We start from the raw sequence: 24,820 nt of genomic DNA on the forward strand, positions 1-24,820 counted from the left end.
CGACTTTAGAACGGTAACTTAAATCCGGGGGGCATGGGCATCCCAGCGGTCGCGCCCGACATGAGAGCTTGGCTAGCGGCTTCAGCCTGCTTGAATGCATCGGTGTACGCAGTGACCACCAAATCTTCGAGCATCTCGCGATCATCCATTGCTGCCGGATCAATTTGCACCCGCTTCATCTCATACTTGCCGCTAATCGTGACCTTCACCATGCCGCCAGCGGCTTGGCCCGTGAGTTCCAAGGCATTGAGCTCCTCTTGGGCGCGCTTCATCTTCTCTTGCATTTGCTGGGCTTGCTTCATTAAACCCGCAATTTGACCTTTCATCATGGTGTGCTTCTCCGCTTTTGAAATTAATTAATGGGACGAACTGAGCCCGAGACCACTTTGGCTCCGAACTCACGCTCCAGCTCTTTTAGGAATGGGTCTTCAGCAATTTGCTCTTCGGCATTGAGTTTTTTCTCTTCGTAAATTTGGGCATCTACTTTAGCGATCGTGTGATTAGCCTTACCCTCACCCAATTGCAGCTTCACAGGTTTACCGTACTGCGCCCGGAGGGTCTCCCCAAAACGGGCTAACGCATCATCAGTCGCCAGTTGGGGCATTGCGGTCGTCAGAGTAATAAAGAGTGTCGTTGGGGTGTCGCGCCACTCCACCAGTTCAGTTTGGTGAGCCAGTTGTTGCAAGAGTCCTCGCAATGGCAAATTACGTACCATCGCATGCCAATCGGGTTTGATCTCACTATTAAGGTTCGGCGTATGGGTGGCGGTTTCGGCTGCAGTATTTGTAACAGTACTCGCAACAGTCTTTGCAACCGGCTTTGCTTCTACTGACTTGTTTGCAGGAGCGGTTGATTTAGGAGTAGCTTGCGTAGCAGGCTTGGGTATGCTGTTCGCTGTTACTGAAGTACTACCACTGCCACCGGGTTTGAAGGCTAACATTCGTAGAAGCGCCATCGCAAATCCAGCTTGCTCGTCGGGAGCCAATGACAAATCGGCCCGGCTGGTAATAGCGATCTGATAAAAGAGTTGGGTTTCTTCGGGGGCAAACGCTTTAGCAAGCCTCCGAATCTCATTCGCTTCTGGCCAATCCTCCAATACGGAGTCAGGCACGATCTGGGCTGTGGCTATTTTGTGTAAGAGACTGGCGAGATCTTGGAGCGCTAAGGAGAAGGACATACTGCGCAGACCCATCTCTTCCGCAATGTCGTTTAGAGTTTTGCCATCTTTATTCTGTAGAGCATCTAAGATCTTGATGAGATAGGTCTCGTCAATCGTGCCCAACATGGTGCGGACTGCGGCCTCTGTGACCGGTCCTGCTGCATAGGCAATTGCTTGGTCGGTAAGCGATAGTGCATCGCGCATGGATCCCTGGGCGGCTTTTGCAATCACACGCAAGGCATTCGGTTCAGCAGTCACTGACTCCGAACCCAGAATCTGCCGCAAGTGCTCTACGATCAAAGGGACTGGCATTTGCTTAAGATTGAACTGCAAGCAGCGAGAGAGTACGGTGACCGGTACCTTTTGGGGATCGGTGGTTGCCAAGATGAACTTCACATGCGGCGGTGGCTCTTCCAAGGTCTTGAGCATGGCATTAAAGGCATGCGTGGAGAGCATATGCACCTCGTCGATCATGTAGACCTTAAAGCGAGCACTGCTGGGTGCATAACCGGCTTTCTCTAATAATGAGACCATCTCATCCACACCACGATTACTCGCCGCATCCATCTCAATGTAATCAACAAAGCGTCCAGCATCAATCTCGGTACAGGCTTGGCATTGGCCACAAGGTTCTGAGGTCATTTGCCCTTTGCCATCTACTCCGGTGCAATTGAGGGCTTTAGCCATAATGCGAGAGATGGTGGTCTTGCCGACTCCACGGGTGCCCGTGAATAACCATGCGTGGTGTAAGCGGCCTTGATCTAAGGCATGGGTTAAGGCTTTCACTACGTGATCCTGACCCACCAGTTCAGTGAAGGTTTTGGGGCGCCATTTACGAGCCAATGCAAGTGCAGTCATGGGCTCAATTCTAACAAGGCTACAATAAGAATGGACGGGCCTCCTCGCATGGTGGCTTGGCAACCTGGTCAGGTCGGGAACGAAGCAGCCATACCCAAATACTATCAGTGCCGAGGGTCGGGCTCGTCCTTATTTCCTAGTGATGCAAATGAATCGATCGTTTAGCTATTTGCTAAATAATCCTAGAAATATCCCAAGTAAACTTTTGAAGGTCAAATAGGCAATTCCTAGGATTGTGATTGCCATGAGCAAGCGAGAGCCAAACTCAATACGGAATATTTTGGCTCGATTGTGAGTAAGTTCGATTAAAAACACCATTTTGAATACCTAACCTTTGGGATTTAATAATCACTAGATTATTTGTATGCATTTGGTTTGTGAAGAAGGTTGGGCCTAAACGTTTGTAATCACAACGGAAGTAGTACGTATGTATTACTTGATTAATTATTGAACTTTTGCAAAGCGCTTAAGGTCTGCATACTCTTCAGGAAATATCTCCCCGATTTCACGGTAGATCACTTTGTTGTTCTTATCCAAAATGATAAGAATTGGTATGCCTTTGACCTTCCCCATTGATTTTTGCAGTTCTGGGGTCATCATGGCTGCCGGGAATGTGTACTTATTGTTTTCCATGTATTGCTTGGCAAGTAATGGGTTCTTATCAATGGAGATGGTGATGACATTGAGTGAATTAGGCGGCAGCTCTTTGTAGAGTTTTTCTAAATAAGCATTTTGCTTCTTACAAAATGGGCACCAGGTGGCCCAAACCTGGATTAAGGTGTTCTTGGTGTTGTTAGCCGGTATGACATACGGAGTGCTGTTGAGTGTTTGCAGTTGCCCCAACTCAATGGTTTGGCCAACTGTCAGTGCCAGAACCATGCCCGGGATGAGCATAAGGCACACGAATAGAAGTCTGATGATTTTCATACCCTAATCCTAACTGAAGTGCTTGGGGGCTGGTATTGGTTTCGCTTCATTGACTTACCTTGATCTGGCTCATATAGTGAGCCTTTTATGGCCCATGCTGTTACCTGTTTTGTTATGGGAGATTGCCAATGAGCGATATGGAGCGCTTGCACAAGATTAAGTACATGATCCAGAGTCGGGGCTGCGTGCCGATTGAGGATTTTTTAAGTGGCTTAGAAATCTCGCGCGCAACCTTCAAACGCGATCTTGACTATCTGCGTGATCGTATGAACGCACCAATTGTCTACGACCGCGCCATGGGCGGTTATCGCTTTGATAAGCCCAATGCTGGCGATAAGTTTGAGTTACCCGGCTTGTGGTTCTCAGAAAAAGAGGCGACTGCCCTTGTTCTCATGCAACACCTCTTATCCAATCTAGATACCAATGGCTTACTAAGCCCTCATATTGCCCCCCTCATGAACATCATTGATGGTATCTTGGGTCAGTCTGAGATCTCTGCAAAAGAGTTACGTAAACGCATTAAGGTCTTTGGTGTGTCAGCCCGCAAGAATGTGCTCGAGAACTTTGAAGAAGTCGGTATCTCACTCCTAAAACGCCAGCGCTTACACCTGTCCTATTACTCCAAGGGTAAGGATGAATCAACCGAGCGTGATGTATCACCGCAGCGCTTAATTTTCTATCGAGATAACTGGTACCTCGATGCGTATTGCCATCTCCGCAAAGGCCTGCGTAGTTTTGCCATGGATGGCATTCAAACAGCGCATGTTTTGGATGAAAAAGCCATCGATGTCTCTGAAAAAGAATTACAAGAAAACTTTGCTGAAAGTTATGGCATCTTCTCTGGCAAAGCGACGCAACGTGCCAAATTACGCTTTACCCCAGAGAAAGCCCGCTGGGTTGCCGCAGAGACCTGGCACGGTCAACAGGTGAGCAGCTTTGATAAAGAAGGTAATTACCTCCTTGAATTTGATTACAACCAAGATCCCGAGCTTGTGATGGAGATCATGAAGCATGGGGATGGTGTTGAGGTGCTGGCACCTACTAGTTTGCGCAAACGCGTTGCCGAGGAGCTTCTAAAGGCTGCCAAGCGCTATCAGTCATTGTGATGCGCGCCATCTCACCATACAATCAATTAACCGAACGAGGTGAATATGATCACAATCATTAAACGAATCATTCTGAGCTGCTTATTATTCAATCTTGGTCTTGCTCATGCCCATCACGGCTGGTCTGAATATGATCAGACCAAGACCGTGAAGCTCACTGGCACGATTACTCAAAGTGGTTATGAGCATCCGCATGGAGTAATTAAATTAAGTGCCGATGGTAAGTCGTGGACGATTGTGCTTGCTCCACCCTTTCGAATGGAAAACCGGGGCTTGAGCAAGAGTGATATTGCCAACGGTTCGCAAGTCACGGTTGAGGGCTATATCAATCGCAGCCAACCCGATGAACTGCGTGCTGAGCGCATCACTGCTGGCACAAAAACGGTTGAACTGCGTTAATGAGTAGTCCTATCATGGCCTTGGAGGGCTTATGGCTAGCCCAGGCCATGAAGCACTCGAGTTGGCTCTATCCCACGGTTGAGACTATGCACATCTGGGGCATTGGCATGCTCTTTGGAAGTGTGGTGATCATGGATTTACGAGTCTTGGGATTTGGTAACAAACTCAATCTGTCAGACCTATCTCGCTTGGGGATCTTAGTGGCCTTCATCGGGTTTGGCCTAGCGGTTCTCACTGGATCACTGATGTTTGTTACTCAAGCCTCTGAGCTCATTGGTTCACGCTTATTTATTCTGAAGATGTGCCTCATCTTCTTGTTGCTCGCCAATGCCATGATTCTGCGCATGCGCACCATCACCAATGGGGTGAGTAAAGCCCAAGCCCTTCTCTCACTCACCGGTTGGGCGAGTGTGATTGGGATGGGACGTTGGTTGGCTTATATCTAGAACCTACTAGGTCGAGAGCTTCTGACGATTCGCCTCGAGACGGCGATCCACAAGCGCTACCTGAGCATCAATTGCCGGATGACTCATGCCCTTTGATCTGGCAATGAGTTGCACTAACTTATCAGCGCGCTCAATGTAAGGGGCGCCATTCTGCAAAGCACGCGCTGCAGATGCAGGCCTTGAGAGTGACTGGGCTGCAGCGGCATACTTCTCGAAGGGAACCAAGTCGGCTGGGTTGGAACCTAATTTGATACACAAATCGACCACAAAGTTATAGACCGAGCGTGATTCATCAAGGTTGGCGTGAACGGCGTCCTGAGTATTGCGCATACCATCAGCAGTTACACATCGATAGTTACCAGCCAATAACATCGCCCACTTCGCTAAGGGCACAAATAGTGAGTCATGAACCTTCAATTTCACGGGTAGCTCAATCGGTCCCTCTGGCGTTGCAAATCGGGCATTGGCTACATCGGTTTCCAGCTGACGCAAGATTTGGTTATACGCGTCATTGTTAAAGGTGGCGCATTTGAAGTTCGTTGGTAAGGTCACCTGCAGAACATTGGCTGGTTCGCCTGGCGGACGGATCGCCTGAGGGTCGGGGCTATTTAATGTAACGTTGTTCGGATCAAAGCTATCCCATACACGTGCATCGGTGTAAGCAGCCTCTAGCGCCTCATAATCCAGTCCAGGAATACGCTTCATGTAGGGCAATGGCGGCATGTTCATAATCGACATACACGGTATTCCAGAACGACCGATGGCTGCCATCAACTCACGTACACCGGGTGAGCGATATTGAGGCTCTTGCATACACAGCCCCACCAAATCATATTGGCTCACGTCGACTGTTTCTGCAGGTCCAGCACTAACCGAGCCTGGTAATTGTTGTGAGTTGAGCAGCACTGGCTCAGTACGCCCTCGAATGGGTAAACGAACTTTGAACCCTTCGGCATTAATCAGCTTTGCCTCTTCGGGCAAACACACCAAGTGAATGTGATGACCGCCGTAGAGTAATTTAGATGCTAGGAGGGAGCCATATGAGGCTCCTAGTAATAAGATTTTGTAAGGCATGGTTTCTTAGTTATTAATTGCTTTTAATCGTGCTTCTTTGAGTCGCGGATCCACTAAATGACCTTTGCGGGCACGATTGCCTGCGAAGCCCTTTAGTGTTTTAGCGTCCAGCAGTGTATCAGTGGGTTTACCAGCACGTCCTAACCCGCTATAACTTATCCCTGCTGAGCTAAAGGTAATTGCGCAACGCAAATGCTCTTTGGCATCCAGTCCCATCAAGATCACACCCTTGCCGCCAGTCGGTAAGCGTTTGAGCTCATCCAGTGGGAACACTAAGAGTCGGCCGTTCTCAGATAAGCAAGCAACTTGGCGCATGCCCTCACTCACCTTCGCAGCACCAAGAGGTGCATCACCAGGGGTTTTCTTATCCAGACCCACAAAGGATTTACCCGCTTTATTGCGAGTGATCATGTCTGCCACATTCGCCAAGAATCCATTACCGCCTTTGGTGGAGATCAACACCAGATCATCTGCGTGACCTGCGTAGTAAGCAACCATTTGTGAGCCTGGCGCGAGATTGACATAGCTCGTAAGTGGTGAGCCATCGCCTCGTGCGCCGGGCAACTCACTCACGGCAACCGTATAGACTCGACCGTCACTACCAAAGCCAAGCATTTGATCGACAGTGCGGCACTCAAAGGTATCGTAGAGCGCATCACCGGCTTTGAAGGTGAACTGTTGGGGATCATGCTCGTGCCCCTGACGGACTCGCACCCATCCCTTTTGGGATACGATCACGGTCACCGGCTCATCAATCACCTTCACCTCGGCTACCGCACGCTCATCTTCTTTCATGAGGGTGCGACGCGCATCACCAAACTCTTTAGCATCACTCTCAATTTCTTTGATGATGTGTTTGCGCAATGCCGACTCGTTACTGAGTAACTCATCAAGCTCTGCCTTTTGCCCTTTGAGCTCTTTAAGCTCCTGCTCAATCTTGATCCCCTCCAAGCGTGCCAGCTGGCGCAAACGAATCTCTAAGATATCTTCGGCCTGACGCTCGGTGAGCTTAAAGGCCTTCATCAAATCGGGTTTTGGCTCATCGCTATTGCGAATCAGCTTAATGACCTTATCAATGTTTAGAAAGACAATCTTGCGCCCTTCCAAGATATGCATCCGGTCTTTGACCTTCCCCAAGCGATGCTGGGTACGGCGAGTGACGGTCTGCACGCGAAACTCAATCCACTCGGTGAGGATCTCTTTTAATCCCTTTTGACGGGGTCGGCCGTCATTGCCGATCATCACCAAATTAATTGAGGCATTGGACTCGAGTGAGGTATGCGCAAGTAGTAAGGTGATGAACTCATTCGGTTCCACATTCTTACTCTTTGGCTCGAACACCAAACGTACCGGGGACTCACGGCTCGATTCATCGCGCACGCTATCTAAGACATTCAAAATGGTTTGCTTGAGATTGTTTTGCTCGGTGGTCAGTGATTTCTTGCCCAGCTTCACCTTGGGATTGGTGAGCTCCTCGATCTCTTGCAAGACGCGTTGCGCTGAGGTCGCGGGTGGTAACTCATTAACCACCACTTGCCATTGCCCACGTGCGAGTTCTTCAATGGTCCAGCGTGCGCGCACCTTGACCGAGCCACGCCCACCCTCATAGATCTGGGCGATCTCACTAGCCGGCGAGATAATTTGTCCACCTCCTGGAAAATCCGGGCCTGGAATGTGTTTGAGTAAATCGTCCAAACTGGTTTTGGGAGACTTCATGAGCGCTACTGCAGCACTTGCCACCTCCCTTAAGTTATGCGATGGAATCTCGGTCGCCATACCCACGGCAATGCCAGAGGCGCCATTGAGCAAGACAAATGGCAGACGTGCTGGGAGTAATTTAGGTTCTTTAAACGAACCATCGTAGTTGGGAACAAAATCAATCGTACCCTCATCAATCTCAGAGAGCAGCAGGCTCGCAATCTTAGTCAAGCGTGCTTCGGTGTAGCGCATCGCCGCAGCCCCATCACCATCGCGCGAGCCAAAGTTGCCTTGGCCATCAATTAATGGGTAGCGTAAGGAGAAATCCTGTGCCAAGCGCACCAGGGCATCGTAGGCCGATTGATCACCATGGGGATGGAACTTACCCAAGACATCGCCGACCACGCGCGCACTCTTAACTGGCTTCGCATCGGCACGCAAGCCCATCTCGTTCATCGCAAACAAAATACGACGTTGTACTGGCTTTTGTCCATCGGCGACTTCGGGTAATGCCCGCCCTTTGACCACACTAATCGCATAATCAAGGTACGCACGCTCAGCGTAGATGCCTAAGGATAAGAACTCCTCTGGGTTAGCCGTATTTGCTTTGGGCCGCTCTTGAGTAAAGAGATCCCCCTGCTCAGGAGTTGCTTTCTTATTTTTAGTCGCCATGCTGTGTCCTAAATGTCGGCTTCTACTTCATTACCGCGCTCTTCTAACCAATCACGGCGCGCGCCAGATTCTGCTTTGCCCATCAACATGTCCATGGTCTTAATCGTTTCGCTCTCACTCATCTCGCCCAAGGTCACTGGTAAGAGACGACGAGTATCTGGATTCAAGGTGGTATCCCACAGTTGCTCAGCACTCATCTCACCTAAGCCCTTAAAGCGCGAGATTTGCCAGGCGCCCTCGCGCACACCGTCTTTGCGCAGCTTATCTTCAATGGCAGTTAGTTCGCCCTCATCGAGTGCGTAGATCTTCTGTGCGGGCTTCTTGCCGCGCGCAGGTGCATCAACGCGATACAGTGGTGGTCGCGCAATATACACATGACCGTTCTCGACCAAGCGTGGGAAATGCTTATAAAAGAGTGTGAGCAGCAGCACCTGAATATGCGAGCCATCCACATCGGCATCCGACAGTATGCAAATCTTGCCGTAGCGTAAGTTCCCCAAGTTGGGTTCATCATTAGGCCCGTGGGGATCAACTCCAATCGCTACTGCGATATCGTGTACTTCGTTATTAGCAAAGAGCCGATCGCGCTCGGTCTCCCAAGTATTGAGGACCTTGCCCCGCAAAGGCAAAATCGCTTGATATTCTTTATTGCGCCCCATCTTGGCAGAACCACCGGCGGAGTCGCCCTCCACTAAGAAGATCTCATTTAAAAGAATGTCTTCACTCTCGCAATCGGTGAGCTTGCCAGGCAGTACCGCGACACCCGAAGATTTTTTCTTTTCCACCTTTTGCCCAGCGCGGGTGCGCGCTTGTGCTTGTTTAATGACGAGCTCTGCAAGTGCTTTGCCGTAATCGACGTGCTGGTTAAGCCACAGCTCAAGAGCGGATTTCACAAAGCCAGAGACCAAGCGTACGGCATCGCGGGAGTTCAGGCGCTCTTTAATCTGTCCTTGGAACTGGGGATCCAACACTTTGGCAGACAAAATAAATGAGGCCCTGGCAAATACGTCCTCAGGCATGAGCTTCACTCCCTTGGGTTGCAAGGCATGGATCTCAACAAAACTTTTGACCGCATTAAAGAGTCCTTCGCGCAAACCACTCTCATGCGTACCACCCGCTGGGGTTGGGATGAGGTTCACATAACTCTCGCGCACCGGTGCCCCCTCTTCGGTCCAACTCACGACCCAAGCGGCACCCTCACCTTCGGCAAAGGCTTCTTCATCGCCTGCGCCACTGGCGTAATGCTCACCCTCAAATGCAGGAATCACTGGGGCACTATGGCCACCTTGTGCCAAGGCTTCATCGAGGTAACCTTTTAGTCCTTGGGTGTAGAGCCAGGATTGGCTTTGACCGTTTTTCTCGTGCACGAGCGTGACCTTGACGCCCGGCAATAACACTGCCTTGGAGCGCAAGAGGCGCTCGAGATCAGCCATGGGAATGGTGGCACTATCAAAGTATTTTGGATTCGGCCAAACGCGCACTTTGGTGCCATGCGCTTTATCGCCTTTGGTTGCTGCTTTGGATTTAAGTTTCTCGATCACATCACCATCAGCAAAGGTGATGTTGGAGACCTGTTGCTCACGCCACACGGTCACCTCTAAGCGTTTAGCCAGAGCGTTTGTCACTGAGACACCGACTCCATGCAAGCCACCTGAGAATGCATAAGCACCGCCACTACCCTTCTCAAACTTGCCACCGGCATGCAATTGGGTAAAGACGATTTCAACGACGGGTTTTTTCTCTTGGGGATGCATACCCACTGGAATGCCGCGGCCATCGTCTTCCACACTCACACTACCGTCGGTGTGTAAGGTCACGACCACTTCTTTACCGTAACCACCGAGTGCTTCGTCTGAGGCGTTATCTAAGACCTCCTGAATGATATGCAGGGGATTATCGGTGCGGGTGTACATACCCGGGCGCTGACGCACTGGCTCCAAGCCCTTTAAGACTTTGATGGAGGATTCGCTGTATTGGGATGGTTTACGGGTTGCCATGCGCAGAAATTGTAGTCATATCCCAAAGGCGTGTGACAAAAGCATGGGAAAATAAGCCTATGGGAGCTTTAAGTCATATTCGCGTATTAGATCTGAGCCGGGTATTAGCGGGTCCGTGGTGTGCTCAAAACTTAGCTGATTTGGGTGCTCAGGTGATTAAAGTGGAGCGCCCGGGCGCAGGTGACGATACCCGCCATTGGGGCCCTCCCTTTGCTAAAGACCCAAATGGTCAGGACACCACCGAGTCAGCGTATTACATCTCGATTAATCGTAATAAGAAATCCATCACGCTCGATATCAGTACCTCTGAGGGTCAAGCGATTGTGCGTGATTTGGTCAAGACCTCCGATGTGGTGATCGAGAACTACAAGGTGGGTCAGCTAGCGAAGTACGGTCTTGACTATCAATCCTTATGTGCGATCAAGCCCAATCTCATTTATTGCTCGATCACTGGCTTTGGTCAAACCGGTCCCTATCAACATCGCCCTGGCTATGACTTTATCTTGCAAGGCATGGGTGGCTTTATGAGCATTACCGGTGAAGCGGATCATTTACCCGGTGGTGGTCCTCAAAAGGCTGGGGTTGCGATCGTGGATTTATTTACAGGGATGTATGCCAGCTCCGCCATCCTTGCGGCGGTGATTCATCGCGATCGCACTGGTGAGGGTCAATACATTGATATGGCTCTCCTCGATACTCAAGTAGCAATGCTTGCCAATATCTCCAGTAATTATTTATGCAGCGGGATCTCGCCGCATCGCTGGGGCAATGCTCACCCTAATGTGGTGCCTTATCAAACCTTTCAGACCAGCGATAGCTGGATTATTGTGGCGGTCGGTAACGATAGCCAGTTTCGTAACTTCGTGAAGGTCGGCAATCGCGAGGCTCTTGCTGACGACGTGCGCTTTGCAACAAACCCAGCGCGCATTGAGCACCGCGCTGCATTAATCCCACTGTTAGCCGAGATGGTGAAGGAGAAGACCAAGGCGCAGTGGATTTCTTTATTGGAGACGGCAGGTGTGCCTTGCGGGCCCATTAATAATTTGCAAGAGGTGTTTGAGAACGAGCAAGTCATCTCGCGTGGCATTGAGATGCGCGTGCCCCACCCAACCGCCGGCACCATGAAATTGGTTGCGAGTCCGATGCGTCTCTCCAAAACCCCGGTGGAGGTGCGCATGCCACCGCCGCTGTTGGGACAACACACCGATGAGGTCTTACGCGACCTGGGTATGAGTGAAGAGCAAATTAGCGAGTTGCATCAGAAAGGCATTGTGTGACCCAGCGCGCGCCCAGCCTATCGATGCTTCAAGTGCTGATCTTTGGCAGCCTAATGGTCACCCTCTCCATGGGCATTCGTCATGGCTTTGGTCTCTTTAATATGCCCATTACCTCCGCCAACGGTTGGGGCCGTGAGACCTTTGCATTAGCGATTGCACTCCAGAACCTCATTTGGGGATTTGCACAACCCGTCGCTGGTGCGCTTGCCGATCGCTATGGACCATTCAAGATCATGATTCTGGGTGGATTCTTATATGCCGTGGGTCTGATAGGGATGGCACTCACCAATGATCCCTTGTTATTTCATTTGGCGGGCGGTCTATCGATTGGTATTGGTCTAGCGGCGACAACCTACAGTGTGGTGTACGGCATTATTGGTCGCAATGTATCGCCTCAAAAACGCGTCTGGGCGATGGGTGTTACGGCAGCGGCAGGCTCCTTCGGTCAGTTTTTGATGATGCCGCTTGAGCAAGGCTTGATTAGCAACTTTGGAGCCAACGAAGCACTCATCTATTTAGGGCTTATGGCCTCACTCATGATCCCCATTGCATTTTTCTTACGCGAGACCGGTTTTGAGCCTAATCAAGCCGGTGATCAAACCATCCGACAGGCTCTTAATGAGGCAATTGGTAATCGCAACTTTCGTTTCTTGATGATGGGTTACTTTGTGTGCGGCTTTCAGGTGGTCTTTATTACGGTTCACCTCGCACCCTATCTCAAGGACATGTCAGCGATTTATCCGGGCATCAACGGTGCGACTGTGGCAACCACCGCCTTGGCCTTGATTGGTTTATTTAATGTGATTGGCACCTACTATGCTGGGGTCTTGGGTGAACGCTTTCCTAAACGATTTTTACTCTCGGGTATTTACTTCACACGCTCGCTAGCGATTGCCCTCTTTTTATTACTGCCCCTCTCCTCGATGAGCACCTATGTATTTGCTGCCGTGATGGGGGTACTTTGGCTCTCGACCATTCCGCTCACGAATGCGATCGTCGCTCAGATTTTTGGGGTCAAGTACCTCACCATGCTCTCGGGGGTGGTGTTCTTCTCCCATCAATTAGGGAGCTTTTGTGGTGCCTACTTTGGTGGCTACCTCTACGATCTCACCGGCTCTTATCAAATCGTATGGGGCATTGCCATGGCCCTCGGGGTCTTTGCCGGTCTGATTAATTTACCGATCCGCGAGGAACCCTTACAGCGCCCAGCAAGCGCGTGAGGCGGTAGAGTTTCTGTAGCGATGGCCACTTGCTTTCGGTAGAATGCATTCATGAGCCAATCCGCATCAATGACTTCAACTCTGACCAGAAAGAAGATTGCTCTCTATGCAGTTGTTGTGATTCTTCTGATGCTGGTCTTTGCGCTCTACTTCATTCCAGAAGTTGTGATTGGTTTAGCTGAGCAAGCATGGGCCCTGTGTGGCTGGTAATCCACTCCCGCTGTAGCACAATGGATAGTGCAATCGCCTCCTAAGCGATAGATCCAGGTTCGACTCCTGGCAGGGGGACCAAATTTATTCATAACGCATTGATTGTTGAATTAGGAAAACTACTAATCTTGTTTGATGTGAACATGTCCTTTATTTGTTACGCTTTTTAATTCATGCACGATCAATTGGTGATGAAGTTATCCACAGCGTATGTGGACAAATCGATAAAAATTTTCCTAAGTGCTGATTTTTAAACGAGTGAGCTGGCATGCTCAAAAATTGAGCATGGTCGACATAGTTCGCTTACACTTGATTCATGTCAACAATTCCTGTAAGCACACTCGCCGCTCTCGAAGAAATGTTGCAAAACGCGAGTTGTCATCTACCACACGCGTGCCTGCCGATTCTGTTGGGTGAGCGCACTGTTGGTCACCTCGTCCCTGAATTCACCCCCTTCGTGATCGAGAGTTTGCAACGCGAGCCAATTGCCCATCTGAATGTCAGTGCGCGTGGTTTGTCTTTGGCAGCAGTTCCTCCTGCCCACCTCAGTGCCAGTTTGCGCGTCTTGGCGATGAGGATGCGTGACGCTGGCTTGATCCCTGCGTGGCGCAATGAAGAGTTTGCATTCTATGGCGCTGATGGTCATGAGTACTTTCGGGTTGAGCGCGCGGCGTTTCGTAGTCTTGGGGTACAAAGTCAGGCGGCGCACATCAATGGCGTAAGCGCCAATGGCCAACTCTGGGTAGGACGGCGCAGCGAGAGTAAGCAAATTGATCCCGGCAAACTCGATAACCTCGCCGCTGGGGGCATTAGCGCCTCCGAGACCGTGGTGCATTGCGCGATTCGGGAGCTTTGGGAAGAAGCAGGCATTCCCGAGCCGATCGCCAGTGCCATTACTCCAGCAGGCAAGCTACTCATTAGCCGCCCTCACCCACCGCATGGGATCCACCATGAAAGCCTCTTCATCTTTGATCTTGAGCTCCCTAATCATCTAATCCCCGTCAACCACGATGGCGAGGTCAGTGGCTTTATCCAACTGGATCTCGCGGAGGCTGCCGCCCGCATCCTCGCGGATGAGTTCACGACCGATGCGGCCCTGGTCACTGCCGATTTGATATTGCGCCGCAACCGGATGGCTTGATGAAGCTCAAGGATGGGCTTGGGGGATTCGTGGTTAAATAGGGTCACAAGGATGAAACAGGGGTGCCCCCACTGCGGTGGTGCTGAGAAAGACCCTCGAACCCGATCCAGGTAATGCTGGCGTGGGGAGTTCCATCAAACCGGCACCCGGTTTCGTCCACTCTATGAATATTGCGAGGAGATGGACATGAGCGTTAGCACCGAGAATCAAAAGAAGGCCAAACCTGAGATCCCCAGTCTGAAGAGTTTGGAGCGTGACTTTGGGCAAAAGTTTGCCTATCCTGCTTCCACCAAAACCTATTTGCAAGGATCGCGTCCTGATGTGAAGGCGCCGATTCGGGTGATTGAGCAGTTACCGACTAAAACTGGTGAAACCGAGACCCCTAATCCGCCGATTCCGGTGTATGACACCTCAGGTCCTTACAGCGATCCCGATATCGTCATCAATTTAGAAAAAGGTCTACCCAAATTACGTAGTCAATGGATTGGTGAGCGCGGTGATACCGAGCAACTCGCTGGCCCCTCCTCCGAATACGGTGTGGCCCGCGCACACGATCCAGCCACCGCGCATTTGCGCTTCTCACACATTGCTGCGCCTCGGGTTGCCAAGTCCGGTGCGAACGTCAGTCAAATGCATTACGCCCGCAAAGGCATCATCACCCCTGAAATGGAATACGTCGCTCTGCGCGAGTCCATGGGCCTTGAGAAACTTCGCCAAGATCCACGCTACCAACAGATCCTCAAGCAGCATCCTGGCAAATCCTTTGGTGCGAATATTCCGGATGTGATTACTCCGGAGTTTGTACGCTCGGAGATTGCCGCAGGCCGTGCCATTATCCCCGCCAATATTAATCACCCAGAGTTGGAGCCCATGATCATTGGCCGCAACTTCCGTGTGAAGATTAATGGCAATTTGGGTAACTCCGCCGTGACCTCCTCGATTAATGAAGAGGTCGAGAAAATGGTCTGGGCGATCCGTTGGGGTGCCGACACCATCATGGATCTCTCCACCGGTAAGCATATTCATGAAACGCGCGAGTGGATTATTCGGAACTCGCCAGTGCCAATTGGTACGGTACCGATTTATCAAGCACTCGATAAGACCGGTGGAATTGCCGAAGACCTCACCTGGGAAATGTTCCGTGACACCTTGGTGGAGCAAGCCGAGCAAGGCGTGGATTACTTTACGATCCATGCAGGCGTATTGCTGCGTTATGTACCACTCACTGCCGATCGCATTACCGGCATCGTCTCCCGCGGTGGCTCGATCATGGCCAAGTGGTGCTTAGCGCATCACAAAGAGAACTTCCTCTACACCCACTTTGATGAGATCTGCGAGATCATGAAAGCCTATGACGTGTCATTTAGTCTTGGCGATGGTTTGCGTCCAGGTTGCATCGCGGACTCCAATGACGCTGCTCAGTTTGGTGAGTTGCATACCTTAGGTGAACTTACCGCTAAGGCCTGGAAACACGATGTACAAGTGATGATTGAAGGCCCTGGTCACGTTCCAATGCAACGCATTGAAGAGAACATGACCGAAGAACTCAAGCATTGCCTTGAGGCCCCCTTCTACACCCTAGGACCCTTGATTACTGATATTGCTCCTGGCTACGATCACATCACCAGTGGTGTGGGCGCTGCGCAGATTGGTTGGTACGGCACGGCGATGCTGTGCTATGTAACTCCCAAAGAACATTTGGGTCTTCCCGATAAAGAGGACGTGCGCGAGGGCATCATTACCTACAAGATCGCTGCCCATGGCGCTGACCTTGCGAAGGGCTTTCCGGGTGCGCAATTGCGCGATAACGCCCTCTCCAAAGCACGTTTTGAGTTCCGCTGGGAAGATCAGTTCAATCTAGGCTTGGATCCCGAGCGTGCGCGTGAGTACCACGATGCCACCCTACCAGCCGAGGGTGCCAAGATTGCGCACTTCTGTTCAATGTGCGGTCCCAAGTTCTGCTCCATGAAGATCACCCAAGATGTGCGTGATTACGCCGCGAGCCTCAAAGAAGGTGTTGATCCTGCCAAGGGTATGGAAGAGAAATCCATCGAGTTCCGCAAACGCGGCAGTGAGATCTATCAGTAGGTCTTGAAATGAGTATGTCATACGCCATCGTTGGTGCCGGCCTCATGGGTCGGATGATGGCGTATGCCCTCACCAAATCGGGCTCAAAGGTGGAACTGTTTGAGCGCAGTGGCCCCGATGCAGAGCACTCCGCTGCACGGGTTGCCGCTTCGATGTTAGCCCCTCTTGCCGAATCAGCGATTACCGAAGCACCGGTGGTGCGCATGGGGCTGTATGGGCTTGATCGCTGGAAGCAGCTCATTACGGAGTTGAACGCGCAAGTATCGCAACAGACCTACTTTCAGCAAGACGGCACCCTCGTTCTGTGGCATCGTCTTGATGCACCCGAGGCGCAACGCTTTGCTGAACATCTTGAGCGTAATGTGCGCATGAACCCAGCTCTGGCGACACCCTGGCATCTTGATAGCAAGGCACTCACCGAGCTTGAGCCTGCCCTAGCGGAGCGCTTTACCCAAGGTCTCTTTTTGCCTCGCGAGGGCCAGCTCGATAATCGTCAACTCTTAACTGGCTTACTTGAGTTCTTAACGAAAGCACAAGTGCCCATGCATTGGCATCGTGCGATGGAGCCCCATGAGCTGCGTGGACATGGCTTTGACTGGGTGATTGACTGCCGTGGCTTAGGTGCCAAAGCCAGTTGGGCCGATACCCGCAATCCCCTGCGTGGGGTTCGGGGGGAAGTGATTCGGGTGCATGCCCCAGAGGTCAAGCTCAAGCGCCCTACGCGTCTAATCCACCCCCGCTATCCCATCTACATTGCACCCAAAGAGAATGATCTCTATGTAATTGGGGCCACTGAAATTGAATCCGATGACCTCTCGCCCGTGAGCGTGCGCTCTTCCATGGAATTACTCTCAGCGGCCTACTCGGTGCACTCCGGCTTTGCCGAGGCACGGATTGTGGAAGCGGCTACGCAATGTCGTCCAACGCTTAAAAATAATTTGCCGGAGATATGCATCCCTGAACCTGGGCTCATGCAAATCAATGGGCTCTATCGCCATGGTTATTTAATTGCGCCAGCAATGATGGATGCAGCAATACAACTTCTACGTGGTGAGAACCAAACGCTTGCCAAGCGCTTTGATTTGAAAATCCAGCAAGCTAGCTTGAGTGGATCCCTCGTATGATGCGCGTGCTCGTCAACCAACAGGTCCATGAGCTTCCCCCTGCGAGCAAGGTTAGCGATCTCTTAACAGTGCTCGATGCCAAGCCACCGTATGCCGTGGCGGTTAATTTGCAGTTCGTTCCCAAATCACAGCATGCGGAGTATGTATTGCATGACAACGACTCCATTGAAATTATTTCACCGGTGACCGGTGGTTAAACTATCCATATACGCACCATGACCGCTCCTTTACCAACCCACCTCAACGATCCCCTCATTCTGTATGGGGAGTCATTTGCGAGTCGCTTACTATTGGGTACCTCACGCTATCCCTCGCCTCAGGTACTAGAGACCGCCGTGCAACGTGCACGCCCAGCGATGATTACAGCAAGCTTGCGACGTCAGGGCTCCGCTGCAACCGAAGCGCACAGTGGCTTTTGGGAGCTCCTCAAGAAAATGGCAGTACCGGTATTACCGAATACCGCTGGTTGCCACAGCCCACAAGAGGTAATTACCACCGCGCAGATGGCGCGTGAGGTGTTTGAGACCAACTGGATTAAGTTAGAACTGATTGGAGATGATTACACCCTGCAACCGGATACCTTGCGCCTGGTGCAAACCGCCGAGCATCTCATCAAAGATGGGTTCAAGGTTCTGCCCTATTGCACCGAGGATCTCATTTTGTGTCAGCGCTTAGTCGATGTTGGTTGCCAAGCGGTCATGCCCTGGGCTGCACCGATTGGCACCGGTCAAGGGCCGCTTAATCCTTATGCGATGCGCTTGCTGCGCGAGCGCTTGTCGGTTCCCTTACTTGTCGATGCGGGCTTAGGTCTACCGTCCCATGCCTGTACGGTGATGGAATGGGGCTTTGATGGTGTGCTACTGAATACGGCCGTAGCACTTGCCCAAGATCCTGTTGCGATGGCTCAAGCCTTTGCCAGCGCCGTTCATGCAGGTCGTCAGGCATTTTTATCGGGGGCGATGCAACCCCAGGATTCAGCGCAGGCGAGTACCCCATTGGTAGGCACTCCGTTTTGGCATCACGAATAGGAATCTAGTGTGAGTCATATTCGGGAGATGGCGAAGCAAATTGTGGCAGCGCATTGCCATCATGAGTTGTGCTTACCCTTGCCAAGCTTTAGTCCCGATCAACCACTGCCAACCATTAAGACCGAGACCAGCCAAGATCAATACGAACTCGCAGGTACGATTGCGGCAATTGAGATGGGTTTTATTGAGAGCGATGCACGCGTGTTAGGCAAAGCATGGTCACGTATGATTAAAGACGTAGGTGACTTTAATCCCAAGCTCTGGCCCTCACGCCCAGAGTATTTTGAGATGTTGCCCTACTCGCGCAATTCGAATCCAAAAGCCTTTAAAGAGTGTCCCAAGCGTTTGGGTCTTTATGGGGTGTTCCCGGATGCGGATTGGATTAAGCGCATGGTCGATGCTGAGCTACCTACCGCACAGTTGCGATTTAAATCCGATGATGTAACCCAAATACGCACACAAATCCGTGAGGCGGTTGCGGCAGTTAAAGGTAGCAAGACCCTCTTATTTATCAATGACCATTGGGAAGAAGCGATTGCAGCTGGCGCCTATGGAGTGCACTTAGGTCAGGAGGATTTAGTAAGCGCCAATTTGGATGCGATTCGTGAGGCAGGCCTGCGTTTGGGGCTGAGTACCCATGGCTACGCTGAGTTGGTAATTGCGGATCGCTATTGCCCAAGCTACATTGCCATGGGTGCGGTGTTCCCGACCAATCTAAAGAAGATGCCCACCGCACCTCAAGGCTTAGGTCGCTTATATGCCTATGCCAAGCTCATGCAGCACTACCCGCTTGTCGCCATCGGCGGCATTGACGAGGGCAGTATTCATGCGGTGGCACAAAGTGGTGTGGGATCGGTCGCAGTAGTACGCGCGATTGTGGCCAGCGATGATCCCAAAGCGGCGGTCAAGCGCTTACAAGAGCTCATGAAAACCAACTAAGCAAGCTATTGTTGGTCAGGTAGTTGGGTGGGATAGAAGTCGTGCATATGCCACAGCGGCCCGGGACCCTTACCAATTTCTAAACGCTGCCCTGCTTCAATTGCTGCACTCACAAATGATATTGCTTTCGCTACCGAGTGACTGAGATCATGCTTGTCAGCCAAGTAGGTTGCAATAGCACTTGAGAGTGAGCAGCCTGTGCCATGGGTGTTCACCGTCGGTATGCGTGGATGCTTAAACTCTTTATGAAACACGACCGGCACATCGTCTTTGCGATCATGCCAGATTAAATAGTCGACTAGCTCATTGGGCTCACCTTCCAGGTGTCCACCTTTGATCAAGACCGCGCGTGGGCCAAGGGCTAATAGTTCTTCAGCAGCTGTCTTGAATTGATCAACCGCCACAATCGGACGTCCCAATAAGATCGAAGCTTCATGTAAATTGGGGGTGATGATGGTCGCAAGGGGAAAGAGTTCGGTCACCATGGTGCGCGCTGTATCGTCACTACCCAAACTGGCTCCTGAGGTAGCCCGCAAGACCGGATCCAATACGATTTTACGAATACCGTGTTTCTTGAGTGTAGCGGCCACTGTTTTTACAATGGCGGGGCTCGCCAGCATGCCGATCTTGACCACATCCACACCAATATCCGTCACTACTGCATCAATTTGCGCTTCAATCACATCAAGGTCAACATCTTGGATACGGGTCACACCCATCGTGTTTTGTGCAGTAATTGCCGTAATGGCGGTCATTCCAAAGCCACCTAAGGCAGTAATGACCTTCAGATCCGCCTGAATCCCTGCGCCACCACCACTATCAGATCCCGCAATGCTTAATACCTTGGGGATGAAGATGGGGTTGGGTTTAGTGAGTTTCATGAAAAAGAGGTCCTCGGAATCTATTCGTTATAATAGCGTCTATTCCCTGATAGCTCAGTCGGTAGAGCGACGGACTGTTAATCCGCAGGTCCCTGGTTCGAGTCCAGGTCGGGGAGCCAAATTCAGTAAGGCTTACAGCTTAATTGGCTTGTAAGCCTTTTTCTTTACTCTGACTACTTATAAAACTGTTGATTAGCACTCTCAATCAGTTGATCGACCGTGCCACTGGTAACTGCTTTTTTGATCCCCTCAGTAAAGCCCCTTTCTAATTGGGAGTAACACTTTGATTTTTTAGAGAAGGCAATATACATATCTGCTGTTAATACGCTCTTGGGCAAGAAAACCACCTTTGAGTCCAGATTTAACTTCTTAGCCTCCAATTTGCCTGGGTAGCTTCCAATAATTAAATAGTCAGCCTGTTTATTGAGTAACTGAGCAAACGCCTGATCAACGCCATTGGATCGAACAACATTCAAATCAGTTTTGATATAGGCATCAAATTGACTGCCGTAACTCTCTCCTTGGTTGGTGACACCACGATGCCCTTTTAGGTCAGACCATTGAGTGAACCTAAAGTTGTCGCCCTTACGAATCACGATCGATACTGGATCGAGCATGTAAGGTGGCTCTATGTAATGCATATATTCGGCCCGAGCTGGGTTCTTATAGATGCCAAAGATGATGTCTGCGCGACCATCACGTATGGCTTGTTGCGCCTTCTCCCATGAACCAAAATCCATCGAGTTAACTTTCTCAACCCCAAGACCTTTGGCAATATTGCTGACTAAAGTAACCGATGACCCTTGCAGTTTTCCGTCGGCTGCCCAAGCAACTGGCGGATATGCTGGATGGCCAGTGATAACCAATGCCTTACATTGCTGCGCTTGAGCGATATGAGTTAGGGATAAAGTAATTAGGATTGTTAGTAAATAACGGCGCATCATCAAGAGCCTTTCGTTTAGAAGCTTCATCATACTTGACCTTATTGGGCTGATTTAATACTGACACCAAGGTAGGCTCCAAAGCCTTTAGCACTGGTTGGTGTTGTGGTCACCATATAGGTTGGTCCCAGCTGAAATGAGGCGTGATAGTCCAGCAATTTGACCGTTTTGCCACCACTCAAGGTGAGCTGATTAGTAGCATTGCGCGCGGTGTAATTGAAGTTCATTTGACTCGATAAGTTGTAAGTCCACGCATGATCGCTCGTATAGGACAATGTTGGTTGCACATTCAGAATGTTGGCTGAGCCACCTGATAGGTCATTGCCAATCCCCCAAGAATTAAACATGGTCGCGCCAATGGTCCAATTATCTGGTGCATATAGAGCCCCAGCCGATATACCAACACCCGTTTGCCTTGACCCATTATTGGCATTACTGGCTGGGGTCTGAACGTAGGGACCGATTCCGGCAAACCATCGTTTATCGAGAATGACAGTGAAATAACTTGGGAACTGAATTGGTTGTTGCTGATTAGTGACCTGCTGATTGCTGATATTGCGGTTGTAGGTTAATGTCGGGTTCAGAATCAAATGAATGTTTGATCCAAGATGCAGTGGAATGACTGGAGCAACCATATACTCATCTTGCTTAATATTACTGTTGGCACCTAACTTTTGATTAGCGTTATAGGTGACTAAGACATGGGATTTAGGGTACAGCGGATTTTGCATTTGCTGCCCTGATTTGGCAGTATGGCTCATAGTACTCGTTGGGGATTGGGCCAGTGTCACCCCTGAAAGCAAGGGAATGGTCAAGCAAATGAATTTAATTAAATTAATCAGCAGTAGCATGTTATTCGTAGTACGATCAATCAATTGGCTTAATGTACAGCATCCTTCCAACTTAACTACGGAGAATGAAATGATTCGATTACGCATGAGTCAACCTATATTAACAATTAGTACTGTTCTAATGATCTGGGTGAGCCCTGGAATGGCTCAAGATACCAGCAATGAACAACGCATGATTGACCATTGCCGCCAACGCCATCCTGAGATGAGTGTTGACCAGTGTCGCTCGATGTATCAAAACATGAAGAACATGACCCCTGAACAACGAGTTGAGCGTTGTAAGCGCAATCATCCCGAGCTATCCGCCGAGGCCTGCCAGAAAAAATACGGCGGCTCGACCTAGCGCTGCGCCAGGATTTGCCTGGCAATAGTTTCTGCGATGAGCATGACTGGCGCATTGGTGTTACCGGAGGTAATACAGGGCATCGCTGAGGCATCGATGACTCGTAAGCGTGCTACTCCGCGTACCCGACACTCAGAATCCAATACGGTATTTGGATTATCAGTTTGACCTTGGGCGTCGACCTTCCCCATAGCGCAGGTACTCACTGGATGAAAGATCGTGGTTCCTAAATCACGTGCCGCGTGCTCAAGGTCTTGCTCGCTTTGTAATTGAGTACCAGGTAATACCTCTTTGGGGGCGTAAGGCTTTAGGGCATCGCTTCCCATAATTTGGCGTGTGATTCGGAGGCTATCGACTGCCACTTTTAGATCGTCTGGGGTCGATAAATAATTGCACTGGATTTCTGGATGCATCTGGGTATCGGCTGATTTAGCCCTCACCCAGCCGCGTGAGCTGGGTCGCAAATTGCATACACTGGGTGTAATCGCATTAAAGGGATGTAGCGGTTCCCCAAATTTAGGTAAGGAGAGTGGCTGTACATGCCATTCAATATTCGCTGTGGGCTGCGATGGATCGCTTTTGGTAAATGCACCCAAGGTCGATGGTGGCATCGTTAGTGGTCCAGTACGTTTGATGAGATATTCAAGGCCCATTCCCATTCGGGTCAACCAGTTTTTATAGAGTGTATTGACGGTCTTGCAGTTCTCAACCTGATACACCGTGCGGATCTGTAAGTGATCTTGCAAGTTCTCGCCTACGCCCGGAAGGTCTACCCTAGTTTCGACCCCGATGGAATTGAGGTGATGGTGCGCACCGATTCCTGAGACTTGCAATAGTTGGGGGGATCCAATCGAACCGGCTGACAGAATCACTTGGTCCTTGGCATGGGCAGTGACGCGTGATCCGGCGTGTAATAGATCTAGACCACTCACTTCCCAGGCCGCGCCATACCAGGCATTCTTCTGTTGTTTTGGATTATTTTGGGTTTGGGGTTGCGTCGGTATTAAATTGAGTTGCAATACCTGTGCTTTAGTCAGAATCGTTAAGTTCTTTCGATGACGAATTGGGTGGAGATACGCATCAGCCATCGACCAACGCACTCCCTTCTTTTGGGTCATCTGAAAATATGCACACCCTTCGTTGTCACCCCGATTGAACTCCTCGATCGAGGGAATGCCCTGCTCCTGCGCGGCTTTGCGCCAAGCGTCCAAGATTTGCCATTGGACACGGGCTTGCTCAACCCGCATCTCCCCTTGATCTCCGTGCCAGGCATTGGCTCCATCAAAGTAGTTTTCGAGGGATTTATATGTCTCTAGGGTTTGATCCCACCTCCAGATGGGATCGCCGGTTAACTCGGCCCAACGGGCATAGTCACTCGCCTGACCACGCATATAGATCATGGCGTTAATCGATGAGGATCCACCAATCATACGCCCTCGCGCATAATGAATCGAGCGCTGATTGAGGCCAGGATCGGACTCAGTTTTAAAGCACCAGTCAGTTCTGGGATTGGCAATCGTGTAGAGGTAGCCGACAGGAATCTTGATCCAAAACCAATCGTCTTCTCCTCCGGCTTCGAGTAATAAGACTCGATGGTTTGGGTCTGCGGAGAGACGGTTTGCTAAGAGGCAACCCGCACTACCAGCGCCCACAATAATGGTGTCAAACTCAAGCGCTGCTGGGGTGCTCACTTCTGTGTCTCACCAAACTAGAAATTATTTCTTCTGACGGCGCTCTTGAATGGCTTTTAAGACCGCTGGGGTATTGAGCTGCTGATCAACCATGTATAAAGCGCCGCCATAATTGGCTTGCAAATCGTAGCCCGAGATGCCCACGGTGTAAAAGGTCACATTCGGATTAAACGAGCGGATCGTACTGCTTGAGCCGGCCGAGAAGTTCGCCTCGACATCAAGGCCTAACTGCTGACCATCAACAGTGGTCAGAATAAATTGGTCAATCGCATCCTGGTTCTTGAAAATAATGATTTGGTATTGCTCTTGGTATCCTGCACCGAGGCCCTCACCGGTCTTCATATCACGCATGAATACGGGTTGGTCTTTGTAACGCTTATCGAACAAAATCCCCTCGCCACGAGCCACCACCACCAAGATGACGTTCACATTAGTAGTATTAAATACGGCATAGCCTGCCGCACTCTCAATATCTTTACGCACCTTAGGGTCTTGTTTTAACAAAAGATTAAGGCCATTTTCTGCCATTTTGATCATTGCTTCGCGCTTTTGCGTAATCTCGGCTGGGGTCAATGGTTTGCCATCTTTACCAGTCGATTGACATGCGATCAAAAGCAGTGGGCAAAGAAGAGTTAAAAAGATAGCAGTCCAGCGATTGGAAATACGCATTGATGGGTCCTGTTGATAAGAATCGATTAAAACGTCATAAATGACTAAGCCCACATATTTTATAGACCATTCATGAAATGG

Annotated in this window: 24 protein-coding genes, 2 tRNA genes, 1 other RNA gene and 1 riboswitch; of the genes, 16 read left to right on the forward strand and 11 right to left on the reverse strand. The window is 50.5% G+C overall.

Annotation, left to right across the window (positions count from 1 at the left end; all coding sequences use genetic code 11):
• Window positions 1–5: 5 nt before the first annotated feature.
• Both QUE62_RS05390 and dnaX read right to left on the reverse strand, forming a co-directional pair.
• Window positions 6–329 carry a YbaB/EbfC family nucleoid-associated protein gene (locus tag QUE62_RS05390; RefSeq protein ID WP_286224883.1) on the reverse strand — a complete coding sequence of 108 codons (324 nt, stop codon included), beginning with the start codon at window positions 327–329 and terminating at the stop codon, window positions 6–8.
• Between the two features lie 23 nt (window positions 330–352).
• Complete coding sequence (gene dnaX, locus QUE62_RS05395) at window positions 353–2,017, reverse strand: DNA polymerase III subunit gamma/tau (RefSeq protein WP_286260989.1); 1,665 nt, start codon at window positions 2,015–2,017, stop codon at window positions 353–355.
• A 33-nt stretch (window positions 2,018–2,050) separates the two neighbouring features.
• Here dnaX and ffs point away from each other — a divergent pair.
• An RNA gene (gene ffs / locus QUE62_RS05400) (signal recognition particle sRNA small type) lies at window positions 2,051–2,148 on the forward strand.
• Window positions 2,149–2,461: 313 nt separating this feature from the next.
• On the opposite strand, the gene QUE62_RS05405 is transcribed toward ffs, so the two are convergent.
• Window positions 2,462–2,944, reverse strand: coding sequence for a TlpA family protein disulfide reductase (locus QUE62_RS05405; protein ID WP_286226287.1), 483 nt, complete (start codon window positions 2,942–2,944; stop codon window positions 2,462–2,464).
• A gap of 128 nt (window positions 2,945–3,072) precedes the next feature.
• Here QUE62_RS05405 and QUE62_RS05410 point away from each other — a divergent pair, with 128 nt between their 5' ends.
• The 3 genes from QUE62_RS05410 to QUE62_RS05420 are packed head-to-tail and all read left to right on the forward strand — an operon-like array spanning window position 3,073 to window position 4,895.
• The gene (locus QUE62_RS05410; RefSeq protein WP_286260990.1) at window positions 3,073–4,050 is read left to right on the forward strand and encodes a helix-turn-helix transcriptional regulator; all 978 of its coding nucleotides are present in this window, start codon (window positions 3,073–3,075) and stop codon (window positions 4,048–4,050) included.
• A 45-nt stretch (window positions 4,051–4,095) separates the two neighbouring features.
• A complete protein-coding gene (locus QUE62_RS05415; protein ID WP_286260991.1) occupies window positions 4,096–4,449 on the forward strand; it encodes a DUF6152 family protein in 354 nt (117 codons plus the stop codon).
• Complete coding sequence (locus QUE62_RS05420; RefSeq protein WP_286260992.1) at window positions 4,449–4,895, forward strand: hypothetical protein; 447 nt, start codon at window positions 4,449–4,451, stop codon at window positions 4,893–4,895. The genes QUE62_RS05415 and QUE62_RS05420 overlap by 1 nt, the downstream gene beginning before the upstream one ends.
• A 6-nt stretch (window positions 4,896–4,901) precedes the next feature.
• Here QUE62_RS05420 and QUE62_RS05425 read toward each other — a convergent pair whose 3' ends face one another.
• From QUE62_RS05425 to QUE62_RS05435, 3 genes are read right to left on the reverse strand one after another with little or no spacing between them, the layout of a single operon-like run.
• Entirely contained in the window at window positions 4,902–5,969 is a 1,068-nt protein-coding gene (locus QUE62_RS05425) for a Rossmann-fold NAD(P)-binding domain-containing protein (protein WP_286260993.1), read from the reverse strand.
• Between the two features lie 6 nt (window positions 5,970–5,975).
• Window positions 5,976–8,339: a DNA topoisomerase IV subunit A gene (parC, locus tag QUE62_RS05430; protein ID WP_286260994.1), complete on the reverse strand. Its 2,364-nt coding sequence runs from the start codon at window positions 8,337–8,339 to the stop codon at window positions 5,976–5,978.
• Between the two features lie 8 nt (window positions 8,340–8,347).
• Window positions 8,348–10,336 (reverse strand): DNA topoisomerase IV subunit B, encoded by a 1,989-nt coding sequence (locus tag QUE62_RS05435; RefSeq protein WP_286223080.1) that lies wholly within the window; start codon window positions 10,334–10,336, stop codon window positions 8,348–8,350.
• 59 nt (window positions 10,337–10,395) lie between these two features.
• Between QUE62_RS05435 and QUE62_RS05440 the strand changes: the two genes are divergently transcribed.
• From QUE62_RS05440 to QUE62_RS05485, 10 genes are all read left to right on the forward strand, one after another.
• Complete coding sequence (locus QUE62_RS05440; RefSeq protein WP_286262574.1) at window positions 10,396–11,613, forward strand: CaiB/BaiF CoA transferase family protein; 1,218 nt, start codon at window positions 10,396–10,398, stop codon at window positions 11,611–11,613.
• Window positions 11,610–12,833 (forward strand): MFS transporter, encoded by a 1,224-nt coding sequence (locus QUE62_RS05445; RefSeq protein WP_458574819.1) that lies wholly within the window; start codon window positions 11,610–11,612, stop codon window positions 12,831–12,833. Before QUE62_RS05440 ends, QUE62_RS05445 begins: the two co-directional genes overlap by 4 nt.
• 51 nt (window positions 12,834–12,884) lie before the next feature.
• Window positions 12,885–13,043, forward strand: a complete 159-nt coding sequence (locus QUE62_RS05450) for a hypothetical protein (RefSeq protein WP_286223082.1) — start codon at window positions 12,885–12,887, stop codon at window positions 13,041–13,043.
• Between the two features lie 6 nt (window positions 13,044–13,049).
• Window positions 13,050–13,124, forward strand: a tRNA-Arg gene (locus QUE62_RS05455).
• Window positions 13,125–13,359: 235 nt separating this feature from the next.
• Window positions 13,360–14,184, forward strand: a complete 825-nt coding sequence (locus tag QUE62_RS05460; RefSeq protein ID WP_286260995.1) for an NUDIX hydrolase — start codon at window positions 13,360–13,362, stop codon at window positions 14,182–14,184.
• Between the two features lie 48 nt (window positions 14,185–14,232).
• A riboswitch (TPP riboswitch) is annotated at window positions 14,233–14,329 on the forward strand.
• A gap of 41 nt (window positions 14,330–14,370) precedes the next feature.
• Complete coding sequence (gene thiC / locus QUE62_RS05465) at window positions 14,371–16,272, forward strand: phosphomethylpyrimidine synthase ThiC (RefSeq protein ID WP_286223084.1); 1,902 nt, start codon at window positions 14,371–14,373, stop codon at window positions 16,270–16,272.
• Window positions 16,273–16,280: 8 nt separating this feature from the next.
• Window positions 16,281–17,396: an FAD-dependent oxidoreductase gene (locus tag QUE62_RS05470; RefSeq protein ID WP_286226298.1), complete on the forward strand. Its 1,116-nt coding sequence runs from the start codon at window positions 16,281–16,283 to the stop codon at window positions 17,394–17,396.
• Window positions 17,393–17,593: a sulfur carrier protein ThiS gene (gene thiS, locus QUE62_RS05475; RefSeq protein ID WP_458574784.1), complete on the forward strand. Its 201-nt coding sequence runs from the start codon at window positions 17,393–17,395 to the stop codon at window positions 17,591–17,593. Before QUE62_RS05470 ends, thiS begins: the two co-directional genes overlap by 4 nt.
• Before the next feature lie 18 nt (window positions 17,594–17,611).
• Window positions 17,612–18,424, forward strand: coding sequence for a thiazole synthase (locus tag QUE62_RS05480; RefSeq protein ID WP_286226299.1), 813 nt, complete (start codon window positions 17,612–17,614; stop codon window positions 18,422–18,424).
• A 9-nt stretch (window positions 18,425–18,433) separates the two neighbouring features.
• Entirely contained in the window at window positions 18,434–19,363 is a 930-nt protein-coding gene (locus QUE62_RS05485) for a thiamine phosphate synthase (RefSeq protein WP_286260996.1), read from the forward strand.
• Between the two features lie 5 nt (window positions 19,364–19,368).
• Here the strand turns inward: QUE62_RS05485 and thiD are convergent, their stop codons facing one another.
• Window positions 19,369–20,244, reverse strand: coding sequence for a bifunctional hydroxymethylpyrimidine kinase/phosphomethylpyrimidine kinase (gene thiD / locus QUE62_RS05490; protein ID WP_286226301.1), 876 nt, complete (start codon window positions 20,242–20,244; stop codon window positions 19,369–19,371).
• Between the two features lie 43 nt (window positions 20,245–20,287).
• On the opposite strand from thiD, the gene QUE62_RS05495 reads away from it, so the two are divergent.
• Window positions 20,288–20,363 (forward strand) — tRNA-Asn (locus tag QUE62_RS05495).
• A gap of 54 nt (window positions 20,364–20,417) precedes the next feature.
• On the opposite strand, the gene QUE62_RS05500 is transcribed toward QUE62_RS05495, so the two are convergent.
• Window positions 20,418–21,218, reverse strand: coding sequence for a substrate-binding periplasmic protein (locus QUE62_RS05500; protein WP_286260997.1), 801 nt, complete (start codon window positions 21,216–21,218; stop codon window positions 20,418–20,420).
• An 8-nt stretch (window positions 21,219–21,226) separates the two neighbouring features.
• Window positions 21,227–21,946: a hypothetical protein gene (locus QUE62_RS05505; RefSeq protein WP_286260998.1), complete on the reverse strand. Its 720-nt coding sequence runs from the start codon at window positions 21,944–21,946 to the stop codon at window positions 21,227–21,229.
• 160 nt (window positions 21,947–22,106) lie between these two features.
• Here QUE62_RS05505 and QUE62_RS05510 point away from each other — a divergent pair, with 160 nt between their 5' ends.
• Entirely contained in the window at window positions 22,107–22,379 is a 273-nt protein-coding gene (locus QUE62_RS05510) for a hypothetical protein (RefSeq protein WP_286223105.1), read from the forward strand.
• On the opposite strand, the gene QUE62_RS05515 is transcribed toward QUE62_RS05510, so the two are convergent.
• Window positions 22,376–24,070, reverse strand: coding sequence for a GMC family oxidoreductase (locus QUE62_RS05515; RefSeq protein WP_286260999.1), 1,695 nt, complete (start codon window positions 24,068–24,070; stop codon window positions 22,376–22,378). The two genes, QUE62_RS05510 and QUE62_RS05515, sit on opposite strands and share 4 nt — an antisense overlap.
• Before the next feature lie 24 nt (window positions 24,071–24,094).
• Window positions 24,095–24,739, reverse strand: a complete 645-nt coding sequence (locus QUE62_RS05520; RefSeq protein ID WP_286261000.1) for a lipid-binding SYLF domain-containing protein — start codon at window positions 24,737–24,739, stop codon at window positions 24,095–24,097.
• Window positions 24,740–24,820: the final 81 nt, after the last annotated feature.

The organism is Polynucleobacter sp. HIN9, from assembly GCF_030297635.1.
Classification (GTDB): domain Bacteria; phylum Pseudomonadota; class Gammaproteobacteria; order Burkholderiales; family Burkholderiaceae; genus Polynucleobacter.

Bases quoted from the DNA above. Each gene is read 5' to 3' on its own strand.
- QUE62_RS05390 (WP_286224883.1), bottom strand. From the start codon at position 329: ATGATGAAAGGTCAAATTGCGGGTTTAATGAAGCAAGCCCAGCAAATG.
- dnaX (WP_286260989.1), bottom strand. From the start codon at position 2,017: ATGACTGCACTTGCATTGGCTCGTAAATGGCGCCCCAAAACCTTCACT.
- QUE62_RS05405 (WP_286226287.1), bottom strand. From the start codon at position 2,944: ATGAAAATCATCAGACTTCTATTCGTGTGCCTTATGCTCATCCCGGGC.
- QUE62_RS05410 (WP_286260990.1), top strand. From the start codon at position 3,073: ATGAGCGATATGGAGCGCTTGCACAAGATTAAGTACATGATCCAGAGT.
- QUE62_RS05415 (WP_286260991.1), top strand. From the start codon at position 4,096: ATGATCACAATCATTAAACGAATCATTCTGAGCTGCTTATTATTCAAT.
- QUE62_RS05420 (WP_286260992.1), top strand. From the start codon at position 4,449: ATGAGTAGTCCTATCATGGCCTTGGAGGGCTTATGGCTAGCCCAGGCC.
- QUE62_RS05425 (WP_286260993.1), bottom strand. From the start codon at position 5,969: ATGCCTTACAAAATCTTATTACTAGGAGCCTCATATGGCTCCCTCCTA.
- parC (WP_286260994.1), bottom strand. From the start codon at position 8,339: ATGGCGACTAAAAATAAGAAAGCAACTCCTGAGCAGGGGGATCTCTTT.
- QUE62_RS05435 (WP_286223080.1), bottom strand. From the start codon at position 10,336: ATGGCAACCCGTAAACCATCCCAATACAGCGAATCCTCCATCAAAGTC.
- QUE62_RS05440 (WP_286262574.1), top strand. From the start codon at position 10,396: ATGGGAGCTTTAAGTCATATTCGCGTATTAGATCTGAGCCGGGTATTA.
- QUE62_RS05450 (WP_286223082.1), top strand. From the start codon at position 12,885: ATGAGCCAATCCGCATCAATGACTTCAACTCTGACCAGAAAGAAGATT.
- QUE62_RS05460 (WP_286260995.1), top strand. From the start codon at position 13,360: ATGTCAACAATTCCTGTAAGCACACTCGCCGCTCTCGAAGAAATGTTG.
- thiC (WP_286223084.1), top strand. From the start codon at position 14,371: ATGAGCGTTAGCACCGAGAATCAAAAGAAGGCCAAACCTGAGATCCCC.
- QUE62_RS05470 (WP_286226298.1), top strand. From the start codon at position 16,281: ATGAGTATGTCATACGCCATCGTTGGTGCCGGCCTCATGGGTCGGATG.
- thiS (WP_458574784.1), top strand. From the start codon at position 17,393: ATGATGCGCGTGCTCGTCAACCAACAGGTCCATGAGCTTCCCCCTGCG.
- QUE62_RS05480 (WP_286226299.1), top strand. From the start codon at position 17,612: ATGACCGCTCCTTTACCAACCCACCTCAACGATCCCCTCATTCTGTAT.
- thiD (WP_286226301.1), bottom strand. From the start codon at position 20,244: ATGAAACTCACTAAACCCAACCCCATCTTCATCCCCAAGGTATTAAGC.
- QUE62_RS05500 (WP_286260997.1), bottom strand. From the start codon at position 21,218: ATGATGAAGCTTCTAAACGAAAGGCTCTTGATGATGCGCCGTTATTTA.
- QUE62_RS05505 (WP_286260998.1), bottom strand. From the start codon at position 21,946: ATGAGCCATACTGCCAAATCAGGGCAGCAAATGCAAAATCCGCTGTAC.
- QUE62_RS05510 (WP_286223105.1), top strand. From the start codon at position 22,107: ATGATTCGATTACGCATGAGTCAACCTATATTAACAATTAGTACTGTT.
- QUE62_RS05520 (WP_286261000.1), bottom strand. From the start codon at position 24,739: ATGCGTATTTCCAATCGCTGGACTGCTATCTTTTTAACTCTTCTTTGC.